This is a genomic window from Acinetobacter sp. YH12236, assembly GCF_013417645.1.
In the GTDB taxonomy this organism is placed as follows: domain Bacteria; phylum Pseudomonadota; class Gammaproteobacteria; order Pseudomonadales; family Moraxellaceae; genus Acinetobacter.
In genome coordinates this window covers 203,864-217,035 of record NZ_VPDM01000001.1, presented here as the reverse complement: position 1 = coordinate 217,035, position 13,172 = coordinate 203,864, and the positions used below count along the sequence as shown (strand labels likewise).

Annotated in this window: 10 protein-coding genes; 5 read left to right on the top strand and 5 right to left on the bottom strand. The window is 42.6% G+C overall.

Translation table 11 applies throughout. From position 1 onward, the window contains the following. Positions 1–12: 12 nt before the first annotated feature. Together FTV14_RS01065 and FTV14_RS01060 are read right to left on the bottom strand one after the other, a co-directional pair. Positions 13–906: a DMT family transporter gene (locus tag FTV14_RS01065; RefSeq protein WP_159124051.1), complete on the bottom strand. Its 894-nt coding sequence runs from the start codon at positions 904–906 to the stop codon at positions 13–15. Positions 907–921: 15 nt separating this feature from the next. Next, positions 922–1,407, bottom strand: coding sequence for a YaiI/YqxD family protein (locus FTV14_RS01060; RefSeq protein WP_159124052.1), 486 nt, complete (start codon positions 1,405–1,407; stop codon positions 922–924). A 249-nt stretch (positions 1,408–1,656) separates the two neighbouring features. Here FTV14_RS01060 and FTV14_RS01055 point away from each other — a divergent pair, with 249 nt between their 5' ends. Further along, complete coding sequence (locus FTV14_RS01055) at positions 1,657–2,589, top strand: hypothetical protein (protein ID WP_159124053.1); 933 nt, start codon at positions 1,657–1,659, stop codon at positions 2,587–2,589. A 598-nt stretch (positions 2,590–3,187) separates the two neighbouring features. On the opposite strand, the gene serC is transcribed toward FTV14_RS01055, so the two are convergent. Beyond that, complete coding sequence (serC, locus tag FTV14_RS01050; protein ID WP_166137710.1) at positions 3,188–4,270, bottom strand: 3-phosphoserine/phosphohydroxythreonine transaminase; 1,083 nt, start codon at positions 4,268–4,270, stop codon at positions 3,188–3,190. Positions 4,271–4,706: 436 nt separating this feature from the next. Here serC and FTV14_RS01045 point away from each other — a divergent pair, with 436 nt between their 5' ends. Genes FTV14_RS01045 through FTV14_RS01030 form a run of 4 tightly spaced genes read left to right on the top strand, consistent with a single transcriptional unit; the run spans position 4,707 to position 9,510 of the window. Continuing rightward, the gene (locus tag FTV14_RS01045) at positions 4,707–6,188 is read left to right on the top strand and encodes a TolC family protein (protein ID WP_180010668.1); all 1,482 of its coding nucleotides are present in this window, start codon (positions 4,707–4,709) and stop codon (positions 6,186–6,188) included. 11 nt (positions 6,189–6,199) lie between these two features. Continuing rightward, complete coding sequence (locus FTV14_RS01040; protein ID WP_179992663.1) at positions 6,200–7,279, top strand: HlyD family secretion protein; 1,080 nt, start codon at positions 6,200–6,202, stop codon at positions 7,277–7,279. Continuing rightward, positions 7,280–8,422: an ABC transporter permease gene (locus tag FTV14_RS01035; RefSeq protein ID WP_125278445.1), complete on the top strand. Its 1,143-nt coding sequence runs from the start codon at positions 7,280–7,282 to the stop codon at positions 8,420–8,422. Beyond that, positions 8,419–9,510 carry an ABC transporter permease gene (locus FTV14_RS01030; RefSeq protein ID WP_179992662.1) on the top strand — a complete coding sequence of 364 codons (1,092 nt, stop codon included), beginning with the start codon at positions 8,419–8,421 and terminating at the stop codon, positions 9,508–9,510. The genes FTV14_RS01035 and FTV14_RS01030 overlap by 4 nt, the downstream gene beginning before the upstream one ends. A 33-nt stretch (positions 9,511–9,543) precedes the next feature. On the opposite strand, the gene FTV14_RS01025 is transcribed toward FTV14_RS01030, so the two are convergent. Continuing rightward, complete coding sequence (locus FTV14_RS01025; RefSeq protein WP_125278447.1) at positions 9,544–9,963, bottom strand: DUF3887 domain-containing protein; 420 nt, start codon at positions 9,961–9,963, stop codon at positions 9,544–9,546. Positions 9,964–10,032: 69 nt separating this feature from the next. Next, positions 10,033–13,005, bottom strand: a complete 2,973-nt coding sequence (gene gyrA / locus FTV14_RS01020) for a DNA gyrase subunit A (RefSeq protein WP_179992661.1) — start codon at positions 13,003–13,005, stop codon at positions 10,033–10,035. Positions 13,006–13,172: the final 167 nt, after the last annotated feature.

The window sequence follows — 13,172 nt, the reverse complement described above, 5'->3', positions numbered from 1 at the left end:
TCTATCTTTTTATTAAAGGCGGGCTTTATAGCTCGCCTTAATTTCTTTAGCGAAATAAACCACTAAGCCAAACAATAAGATTACTACACCCACCAAAGCAATGAGCGGCAATTTTTCATTATTCAATAATACACCTACCAGCAAGGCCAGCATCGGTGTCAGAACGGTGGTTAAAGATAGAGTCGTCGGCTTAATCTTCTGTACCAGTTTGAAATAACAGAACATCGCAATCAGTGATGCCATAATTACCGCATATACCAGACCAAATAAGGACTTGGCATGTGGCATAGCAGTGGGTGCGTATTGCCAGATAAATGGCAACATACCCAGAGAAAAAACGACTGACAAACCAATCGAACCGGCCGCCTGTGCCATAGGATCAATTGGTGCATTGATTTTCTTCACCCAGAACATAGATACGCAATAAACTAATACACCAACCAGAGCGATCACGATTCCAATTGGCTGTATATGCTGATCTGCATCACCTAGACAGATCACCGAAAGTCCGATTAAAGCGATTCCCATTCCCAGCCATTGATTTAGCGAAAGTTGCATCTGAAAGACAAAACGCCCAATCAGACCTGAAATTAGGGGTGCCAAGCCGAACATTAAGGCAATGATGCCGGAACTTAAATAATCCGTAGACCAGTAAGTAAAAATTTGCGAGCCGATAAAACTGCATGCACCCGCCAAGTAACTATGCAGGGAAACACGATCAAGCGGTAATCTGGTTTTAAATAACCACAATAATCCTAAGGCCAGAGGCAAAGCCAAAAAGAAGCGGATCGCCAATGCCCACATCGGATGCAAATCTTCCACACTCCAGACAATCGCCAGTGGTGTGGTGGACCAGATGAAAACCAGCAAGGCATAGGTCAACATCAGGTTACTTTTTGGGGGCATACTTGATCTCGTTTTTTATTTAATCGCAGTTTTACGTTTCTGTTTTTGAATGGTTTGATCTAGAGAGCTGGAAAATTCACGTTTATCACGTTCAGAAATCGGCGGTGGGCCACCGGTTTGTACACCAGCCCCCCGCAAGGTATCCATAAAATCACGTAAATGTAGACGTGCTTTGACGTTAGCCACTGTATAGATTTCGCCACGCGGGTGAATCGCGATACCGCCCTTCTCGATGACTTGAGCAGCCAAAGGAATATCCTGCGTCACCACAATGTCATGCTCTTTCATACGATCAACAATTTCCTGATCTGCTGCATCTGCCCCGCTCATCACCTGAATAGAATTGATACGAATCGACGGTGTAATCCCTACCGGCTGATTAGCCACAAAAGTGACTTCAAGCTGATAACGATCGGAGGCACGGATAATCACATCTTTCAGAATACGAGGTAATGCATCTGCATCGACCCAAAGTTTGAATGGCAACACACAGCTTTCCATAAGGGAGAAATTTGGACTAGTGTAGCAAATCAGAGGATGCAGGTTGATGCCTAAAACTGCTCTTTCTCTGAATATCCTGGTATTTAAATACTCAACTCAACCGTATTAAATGAGTCAGCCACTCACAACTAGAAAAATATTTGACTTCACATGATTTGCATTTTAATTTTTAAATTCATTCGAGTGACTTGAAAAATCGTAATGACCCTCGATTAACTATAAATAAGTCATCCAAGATCAATTGTGCATATGAAAAAACAGAATAGCCCAGAGATCATCACTATTGATGATCAAAATTTCGGTAGTCATGTCGAACATTGGACCTTGCTTACTGAAAACCCAGGCACAGATGTTCCCCAGTGGTTAGGCAAAGCCCTTGACGCACCTGTAATGCCGATGGGCTTGTGTACACAAGAATGCGATATGGATGAAACCACCTGGCTGATTCAGGGACCGAGCAAAGCTGCGGTACAATTAAGCCAAGTGATTGCCGTAGAAAATAACAAGCCACAGGCTGTGAAAACCGCATTTCCGGGTTTTGACAGTCCCTACCAGGTGAAAGCCACGATTGACCGGATTATTTCTTGTAAATCCGACACCCAAGCTGTGTTGCGTCTCAATCTGGGTGCCAACAATATCATCTATGCCTTTGATACGCTGTACAGCGTCAACCGGTCGCATTATGAAAAAGACCAGTCTTATATCGTCAACTTAAATGCTTGGGCTTATGAACTGGAAGTGGTGACTGACCATGAACATTTAGTCGTGGATGATCCTGCCTCTATCAAACATCACCGTGCCCTGAATGCAATTCTTGCGGAAAATAATGGTGTTGCACCGGATAATTTACAGGAACAGATCGATGCTTGGGAGCCGAAATCTGAAGAAGACAAAGAACCGGTAACGGTTGATTTCTCCAAAATGGTCGCTTATCTCTATGGTGAGACCATGGGTCAGGAAGATGAAGCCTGGTTCCAGGGCAATATTGTCGGTAAAACTTCAATGCAATTTATGGATCAGGACTACATGCTCTATGATGTTACCCTGATTCATGATGAAGGCCAGCCGGCTACCTTGATCCGTGTAGCCACCCGCAATGACAAGCATAAAGATTTCCAGATTGGTCAATATATTCGGGGCAATCTGTGGATTCAGGCCAATATCTATCGAAAAGCAGCTTAAGCTGAATATCCAGATCGGAGGCTCATATTTTTATATGAGTCTCCTGTTTTTTATTTATTTTAGTGCGATATTCTCTCAATTCTGATTATTTTTTATCCACAATTGAAATCAGAATTAATGGATTTTGAATTTATTAAAAATAGATTTATCCACAGATTTAAATTCAAATAAATTCATTTTCAATGTTATCTTAAACTGAATAATCATATTAAAACATTATAAAAATAATGACTTAATATAATAGTTCTATTTTTATGAATATATTGAGGCCAGTTATTTAAATAAAATTAATACTTTATGAAGTTTAGTTAAGAATGTACTTTATTTAATCAATTTTTTATGGTAAAAATACGATCAACAAATAATCATTTACGATAAATAGATCGGATAATAAATATCTATGAAAATCGTTCAAGAAGAAAATTTACAGCAGGTTGAGCATCATCTTGGCTCGCGTTATCAGCTTGATATGATGTCATGCCTATTTTTCGTATTGGGTATGCTCATTTGCGGCTATATCTTACATAACTTTGTTTTTTAACCCGAATTAAATGATAAAAAAACCCGGCCAATTGCCGGGTTTTTTAATTCTCAGGAATTAAGCATTGCGTTTAGCAAAGTCATCCATGAAGTTTACCAATGCCTGTACACCTTCTAACGGTACGGCATTGTAAATGCTGGCACGCATACCGCCTACTGAACGGTGGCCGGCAAGGTTAAGCAAATGGTTTTCTTTTGCTTCTTGCAGGAACTGTTTTTCAAGTTCAGGATTTGCCAAGGTAAATGGAACGTTCATGATTGAACGGTTTTCTTTGGCAATCGGATTTGCATAGAAGTCGCTAGAATCGATATAGCCATAAAGCAATTCAGCTTTTTGCAGGTTCACTTTATGAATCGCGTCTACACCGCCCTGTTCCAGTAACCATTCAAATACCAGACCAGATAGATACCATGCATAAGTTGATGGTGTGTTGACCATCGAACCATTTTTCGCTTGATCTGCATATTTCAGGATGCTTGGAATTTCAGGTTTAGCCTGATCAAGCAGATCTTCACGGATAATAACCAGTGTTAAACCTGCAGGGCCAATATTCTTTTGCGCACCGGCATAGATCAGACCGAATTTAGAAACATCAATCGGTGCAGACAGAATGCTTGAAGAGAAATCACATACGAGTGGCTTATCAGTTTCTGGCACATGGGCAAATTGCAGACCGCCAATAGTTTCGTTATCTGCATAATGCACATAAGCGGCATCATCAGAAAGATTCCATGTGCTTTGATCAGCAATCGCTAATTTACCATCTTCAGTTTTAATGCCTGCTTCAACCACATTGATATCGCCATAGCGTTTAGCTTCTTTCAATGCTTTTTCAGACCAGATACCGGTACGGATATAGTCAGCTTTGTTGTTTTTACCCAGCAAGTTCAATGGAATTGCCGAGAATTGCAAAGATGCACCACCCTGCAAGAACAGTACTTTATAGTTCTCAGGAATATTCATGAGTTTGCGAAGGTCTGCTTCTGCCTTTTCCGCAACTGCAACATAGTCTGCACTACGGTGGCTCATTTCCATGATCGAAAGACCTTTGCCCTGCCAGTCAAGCATTTCAGCTTGAGCCTTTTCAAGTACGGCAGTAGGTAATGCAGCAGGACCAGCACAGAAGTTGTACGCGCGCATGATTTTTCCTTTCAGAGTGAAACACAATAAAATGATGGCATTTAACCATATCTGGACGCCGCTTGCACAAAATTATTTCTATCCAAGAATGAAGATAGAGTCAAAAAACCAATCTAGATTCGAGGGATAATTTGAATATCTTTGATTTTTTTGTTCTAACTCGGTGATTTCATTTATGAGAAATTGTACAGCTAAAAATATTCAATCTCATCCAATGCTTAGAAGATGTTGAATCGGCCGCTAATATAAAATAATTGAAAAATGAATTTAAACTCGGCTCAAGTTTTAGAGTGACATAGAACTATCAGCTTGAAACTTGAGAAGTGAATTGTTTCAAATTACAACAATACTACAACTTAACCCATTCCTGCACTGCAAGCACTTGATTTATAATGCAGCTTAGACTGAATTAATGTGACTTTTACATTACCACTTTATGAATATGAAGAAAAATAAACAATGTGTCTGCTGGGGTCTGACTGTGCTTGCATCTATGATGTATGGCAGTTTTGCTTATGCACAAAGCATCAGCTTTAAGGATGCAGAACAACAATTGTTGCAACGTTCCTATAGTAGCCAGGCTTTTCAAAGTCTGGAGCAAGCGTCAAAACTTGAAGCAGAAGCTGTCAAAGGTATTGGCCTACCTCGTGTTGACCTGAATGTTCGTGCCTATGCCTTTCATAGTGAAGTCGATATTCCATTAAAGCAGTTTAAAAATAATCTGGAAAATTCACTCTCTCAAGGCGTGAATGGCCGGCTTAATGAGTGGGAAGCCAGTAATGGTGTGGATCTACCTGCAGGTATTACTGATCCACTGCGTGAAGGACTTAACAATACTATTCATAGCGGAGTTGGTCTGATTCCGGATACGTCTAATGTCGTCCTTGAAGATCAGGTGATTCGTCCCACTGTTTCCGTGATGATGCCACTATATACCGGAGGCCTCACCCGTAGCGCCAAAGAAATTGCCAATATTCAGTCAGGACGTAGCGAACTTAGCAATCAGCAGCAACAGGACACGCAGCGTTTTGAACTGATTCAGTCTTACTTTAATGTTCAACTACAAAAACAGTTACTGGATGCAGCACTCTTTAATTCAAATGCCATGCAACAACATTATCGTAATGCTCTGAAGCTGGAACAGCAGGGTTTTATCAGTAAAGGTCAACGCATGCAGTTCGAAGTGGCACGCAACAATGCTGAACGCGCACAACAAAATGCCCAAGCCAATCTGAATGCTGCCCTATTTCAGCTAAATAATCTGTTGCTGGATAGCAATATCACCGAGCTAAGCACACCTTTATTTGTGAATCGTGCTGAACCCCAAAATGTGAATATTCTGCTCAGCAGTTTTAGTCAGAACTCTCCTCTGATCAAAAAAATGCAGATGGATACCGAGCTGGCCAAAGCCAATGTCAAAGCCCAGCAGGCCGCTAAAAAGCCAAATGTTTTTGCGTTTGGTGAATATAGCCTGGATCAACATCAAAACTGGATTGTGGGTGTAGCTGCACGCTATAACCTGTTCTCAGGCATTGATAAAAATAAAAATATTCAGGCTGCTGAGCTGAAACGCTATGCCGCTGAACTCATGACGGCGCGTACCCAACAGGAGATTGAAAACCTGATTTATAAATCATTTAGTGAAGCAGTCAGCGCCCAGCAAAGTGATGCTCTACTTCAGCAGAATCTGAAAGCAGCTCAGGAAAATCTGCGTATTCAGGAGTTATCCTTTAAGGAAGATGTCGGGACAGCCACTCAGGTCATCGATGCCCAAAACATGCTCAGCAGTTTAAAGGCAGAAATGGCATTAAACGCTTATAAATATGTAATATCTCTCGCGACCTTATTACAGAGTCATGGCTCAATTGTTGAATTTCCAAATTACATGCAACATGCCAATACCCACTATATTCGTTAATGGAGCCAGACATGACAGATGAGCAAAAGCCAGAACATCCTGTTGATGAAACGGCTTCAGAAATCAATTACAGTGAATCAGAGCCAGATAATCCTGAAAGCACAGAAAAAAAATCGCGCAAAAAATATCTGCTTTTAGCTTTAATTCCAGTGATTCTTGCTTTGATTGGGTTTGGCCTATGGAAAACCTATCAACCCAAAGAAATCGAGCTACAAGGCCGGGTTGAGGCAGAAACCGTTCAAGTGGCCACCAAAGTTCCAAGCCGGATTGAAAAGATTTATGTACAGGAAGGCGATAACGTCAAGAAAGGCCAGGCGCTGGTAAAATTGCATAGTCCTGAAATTGAGGCGAAAAAGCAGCAGGCCTTAGCTACTTTACAGTCTGCATTAGCACTTCAGTCCACCGCAGAACGTGGTTCTCAGGAAGAAAATATCGCTTCTCTGTATGCCAACTGGCAGTCACTAAAAGCACAGGAGCAACTCGCTAAAACTTCCTATCAACGTGGAGCTAACCTGTTTAAGGAGGGTGTCATTTCCCGCCAGCGCCGAGATGAACTGTTTGCAGCTTCACAATCTGCATCCCAAATGACCGAAGCTGCTTATCAGCAATATGCCCGGGCTAAACGCGGCAGTACACCAGAACAGAAAAGTTCTGCAGATGCTCAGGTCGATATAGCCCGTGCAGCAGTCGCCGAAGCCAATGCACTAGAAGCAGAAACTGAATTATTGGCACCGATTGATGGTACCGTCTCCAAAACCTATGGAAATGCCACTGAGCTGGTGGCAACCGCAGTGCCAGTGGTCAGCCTGATCTCGGCAGAACGCTGGATTAGCCTGAATATTCGTGAAGACCAATATGCCGCTTTAGGTAAACAGCAACAGCTTGAAGGGTTTATTCCGGCACTGAATCAATCAGCTACTTTTAAAGTAAAAAATATTAGTGCTGAAGGTGAATTTGCCACCATTAAAACCACGCGCCAAACCGGTGGTTATGATGTCCGCAGTTTTAAAGTTCATCTTGTGCCAGTCACTGAAATGCCTGAGTTAAAAGTCGGCATGAGCGTGCTGTTTAAATTGAAAGAGCCAAAATAAATGGCTTCTGGATTCTGGGCGGGTATTCAGCGTGAAATACGCTATTTATGCAGAGAGAAATGTGATCTGACTCTGGTTCTGCTCGCCCCAGCCTGTATTCTGATTTTACTTGGCAGCATGTTTGCCAAAGGCAAACCGGATCATCTACCAGTCGCCATTATTGATCAGGATCAAAGTAGCCTGAGCAGCAAGATTTATGATCATTTATCTTTGAATCATACCCTACAAGTGCATACCATTTCTGATCAAACGGTCGAAATCGAAAAGCTATTAAACGAAAATAAAATCTGGGGCTATATTCATATTCCTGCCGGAGCCGAGCAACGACTGGTCAAAGCTCAGGATGCTGAAATTAGTATTGCTTTTAATCAGAGTTATTTTAGTATCGGGAATACCATTTCTTCGGCTATGCTACTTAGCACCTTGCAGGCTCTGGCTGAATTTACCGGCAAGCAGTATCTGGGCAACACGCTCCCCTATCTGGAAGCACCTACACCGAATATTAAAATTTCCCCACTGTATAATCCGCAGCTGAATTATGAATTTTATCTGGAACCTTACATGGTGCCGGCAATTTTGCACTTGCTGTTATGTTGCTGTGTGGCTTTTGCTGTGGGTCAGGAAATTAAACGACATACTGTTAGTCATTGGATTGCCCAACAAAACTTGTGGTCGGCACTGCTGTCTAAAAATCTGGTTTATGTAGCAATATTTTGTTGCTGGACCTGGGCTTGGATGTTTTGGCTGGTCGAAATTCGCGGCTGGTTTATTGCCGGGTCATTATGGCCAATTCTTCTGGCGCAAATACTGTTCTATAGTGCCTATGCCTTTATCAGTAGTGCGGTGGTTCTGGCCACTCAAGACCTGACCAAATCTTTTGGTCTACTAGCAGTTTATGGTGGTTCATCGCTCAGTTTTGCTGGGGTGACTTTGCCCCTTAATAATGCCCCACTATTCACCCAGTTCTGGGCCAATATTATTCCCTATACACCCTATGCCAAATTACAGACGGAGCAATGGGTGATTGGCAGTCCGCTCTCTCTTTCACTGCAACCGATGTTCGTGCTCGTCATTTATGTCGTGCTTTATGCTGTGCTGGCCTATGTCTTTCTCAAAAAAACAGCCAAAGGAGTGTCACCATGAAATCACTCTGGAAAGCTTATTGCCAAACTTTTAAAGACATTATTAGCAATACCAGTATTTTTACCACGCTGATTTTATCGGTTCTGTTTTACAGTTTTTTTTATCCGACCGCATATAAGGCAGAACAGGCAGAAGCCTTGCCGATTATTATTGTCGATGAAGAGCAAAGTGCTTTAACCAATACTATTATCAGTCATGTCAGCCAAAGCCCGAATATAGAGATTAAGGCGGTGACTGGAAATTTTGCTGAAGCTAAATATTGGGTGGAAACTCAAAAAGCTGACGGGATTTTATTATTACCAGATAATCTTTCTCAATCTATCCTGCATGGTGAAAATGGCGGGATTGGACTGTACTTAAGTGCTGCTAACTTTTTAATTACCAAACAGATTGGTTTAGGCTTGGTCTCTTCAGTAGAAAATACCTTAAGTGAATATGCTGAACGCTTTAGCGAGATTTCACACTTCTCTCCTGCCCTATCCATTCACCAGATTCCATTATTTAATACGCTTTCTGGCTATGGCAGCTATGTGTTTCCGGCTGTTGCGCCATTGATTATTCATCAGACTATTTTTCTAGGCCTGAGTATGTTAATTGCGTTGTATCGAGAAAGTAGACAGGTGATTAATCTGACCACCTTAAGTGGCATCAGTTTGGCGATTCTGACCATTGGCTGTCTGGGCTGTTATTACCTGTTTGGTTTTACTTTCTGGTATTTTGATTATCCCCGTGGTGGAAATTTCTGGGGCATGCTGCTTGCTGTACCTGTCTTTGTATTCTGCATGATCGGTATCACAGTGCTGTTCGCCAGTTTTCTGGACATGCCAGAACGCGCCGGCCATATCATTGTTTTTACTTCGATTCCGCTCTTTATGCTTTCAGGAGTCGCCTGGCCGCATGCTGCCATGCCAGTCTGGGTCCAACTTATTGGGCAAGCCTTACCTTCGACCCAAATCGTGCAGATGTTTATTCAACTCAATCAGATGGGTGTGCCCACTTATATGATTCTAGGAAAGCTTGCTTATCTATTGGTGATCGGCATCATCTGTATGGTCTTAGGCTATTATCGGCTACGCCCACGTTCTTAAATCTGGATTTACTCAGGCTATTCGCATTGAAAATTATTCACCAAATACCTGAATATTAAAGTTGCGGATTTTAGTACTGCCATTCGGCTGGTCAAAACTCACATCATACTGAACCAGATTTTTTGGATAGACAATTTCATAGCTGACCTTGTATTCACTCGGTTTACCGTTATTTTCCTCGAAGTTCTTTCTCATGATAGTCTTGGACTTATATTCACCTTGCGGAATTGAACGTGAAAAACGCTTCATGATTTTTTCATTATTTTGAAACTCTGCCTGTAACTTCGGTTCAAGCTGAGCTAAAAACTCGTCATATTTTCCATCACGCAGATCTTCATAAGCTACTTGCGCAGCCTTTTCCTGTTCAGGGCTTGGATCAGGCATACTATCCATTGCATTATTACAGCCACTAAGTGCAATAGCTGCGGTCAAAAGCATCAATCTGGTTTTCATTATCTATCTCTCATTTAGCCGATGTGTAAAAAAGGACGCCGAAGCGCCCTTTTTCATCAGTAGCAGAACTTATTCCTCTACTGTATTGTCATCATCTTTTTCAGCTTCTTGTGTATCAGTTACATCATCAGCTGCAGATTCAGTATTTTCAATATCTTCCAATATTTCCAACTCATCTTCAACTGCTTCAATCGCTTCTACACCCACCAGTTTTTCGTCTTCAGCCAGACGGATCAGACGAACACCTTGTGCATTACGACCAGTCTGTGCCACTTCAGAAGCACGGGTACGAACCAGTGTACCGCCATCAGAAATCAGCATCAGTTCTTTAGATGCGTCAATCGCAACTGCACCGACCAGCTCACCGTTACGTTCTGAGGTCTTGATTGCAATCACACCCTTACCGCCACGTTTCTTGGTTGGGAAGTCATCTACCGGGGTACGTTTACCATAACCATTTGCAGAAGCACACAGCACTTCACCGGTTTCAGGTACAACCACTAGAGATACGATACGACTAATGAAGTTAGCTTCAGTTGTATCTTCATCATCAGATTCAACATCTGCATCTTCTGCATCTTCAACCTGAGAAGCACCGATGGTCACGCGCATACCGCGTACACCTTTGGCTGAACGACCCATTGAACGTACGTCAGTCTCTGCGAAACGAATTGCTTTACCTTCGTTCGAGAACAACATAATTTGTTGTTCACCGTCAGTAATCGCAACACCAATTAAGGTGTCATCGCCATTCAGTTCAATCGCACGTAAACCGTTTGAACGAACATTTGAGAACTGTTCCAGTTCTACACGTTTAATCGTACCGTACTCAGTCGCCATAAACACATAGAAGTTCTTACGAACAGCTTCGGCTTGCTGTGCAAAGTCATTGATGATGTCAGCATCAAGATCAGTGGTTGAAAGTGCTAAACCAAGCTCTTTCAATTGAACACGCAGTGCATCAGAAATATCATCTGCACCATCTTCAGATTCAGCAAGAGCAGCTTCTAGTGCCGCAAAGTGACTATTGATCACTTCATTGGTTTGCAGCTGGGCAGCATTGGTCTTCACAAATGCCTTGAAGTCAGCCAGACGTTCTTTGAATTTCTTCGGTGCATCAATCACTGGCAAGATAGCAGTAATGGTTTCGTTGTCATCCAGCGGCAACAAGTTCACCATTGGGCGACCTTTGGCACCACGCGAAGCTTGTGGCACCTCATAAACTTTCAGGCGATAAACCTTACCGACATTGGTGAAGCAAAGTACCGTAGCATGGTTCGATGTTACAACCATGTGCTGGATGTAATCGTCTTCTTTCATGCTGGTTGCAGACTTACCACGACCGCCACGACGTTGCGCAGCATAGTCAGATAATGGTTGAGTTTTCGCATAACCAGTTTTTGAAACCGTAAGAACCATTTGTTCTTCAGGAATCAGGTCTTCACGAGAGAAGTCGATACGAGACTCAACGATATCTGTTTTACGCGCATCGCCATATTGCTGAAGAATCAATGCCAGCTCTTCTTTAATCACGTTCATCAATAAGTTGAAGTCATTTAAGATGGCTGTGTATTCAGCAATTTGACCTAAGATTTCAGAATATTCAGCTTGAAGTTTATCCTGCTCAAGACCAGTTAAGCGATGGAGACGTAGTTCCATGATCGCGTTAACTTGAGTCGGAGATAAACGATACACATCGCCATCAATACCAAACGGGCGGTTTGGATCTTCGCCTTCAATTTCATCAGGACGTACAGAAACAGCACCCGCTTTTTCGAGCAAGGCTGCTACACCGCCTGCTGCCCACTCACCTGCTTGCAAACGCTCACGCGCTTCAGCCGGGTTGGCAGAAGTTTTGATGGTTTCGATGATGGCATCAATATTTGCCAGAGCAACGGTTAAACCTTCTAAAATATGACCACGTTCACGTGCTTTGCGCAGTTCGTACATAGTACGACGTGTCACGACTTCTTGACGGTGACGAATAAACGCAGCGATGATGTCTTTCAGATTCATCAATTTCGGCTGGCCATTGTCCAAGCAAACCATGTTAATGCTGAAAGAATTTTCTAACTGTGTATTCTGGAACAGGTTATTGACGATGACTTCAGCATTTTCACCACGCTTCAGGTCAATCGCAATACGCATCCCTTCCTTGTCCGATTCATCACGAAGTTCAGAAATGCCTTCAAGTTTTTTCTCTTTGACCAGCTCGGCGATACGTTCAATCGTTTTCGCTTTGTTGACCTGATAAGGAATTTCTGTGAAGACAATCGTAGTACGGCCAGATTTGGCATCTTCTTCAAAGTGATATTTACCACGAATATGCAAACGGCCTTTACCAGTACGATAGGCATCCACGATACCTGATTTACCGTAAATAATACCGCCCGTTGGGAAATCTGGACCGGAAATGTATTCCATCAAACCTTCGATGCTGATATTTGGATTATCTGCATAAGCCAGACACGCATTCACTACTTCAGTCATGTTGTGTGGCGCCATATTGGTCGCCATACCGACTGCAATACCAGCCGCACCATTCACCAACAGGTTCGGAATACGAGTTGGCATGACTTGCGGAATACGCTCAGAACCGTCGTAGTTATCTTCCCAGTCAACTGTATCTTTTTCCAGATCAGCCAATAACTCATGGGTCAGCTTACGCATACGAACTTCGGTATAACGCATTGCCGCAGCGCTATCGCCGTCGATTGAACCAAAGTTCCCTTGACCATCAACCAGTTGGTAGCGCAGACTAAAGTCCTGAGCCATACGGACAATGGTTTCATAAACAGCAAAATCACCATGTGGGTGATATTTACCGATGACATCACCTACAACACGGGCAGACTTCTTGTAAGCTTTGTTGTAGTCATTGCCCAATTCGTGCATTGCGAAAAGCACACGACGATGAACAGGTTTTAGACCATCTCGTACATCCGGCAAGGCACGTGACACAATCACGCTCATTGCATAGTCTAAATACGAGTGCTTGAGTTCATCCTCAATGGCAATCGGTCTAATTTCCGATACGCTCATGCATACTCCTTATTCTACAAGCCAGATTTGGCTTGCATTTATATGTCGTAAATCCAGCTATAAATCGGCTCAAAAAAAAGCTGAACCAATATTAAAATTTAGTCGTACAGTATAGCATAATCTAGGCTAAATTTACCTGTTTCAGCCCCAACTATCCACAGGATTTT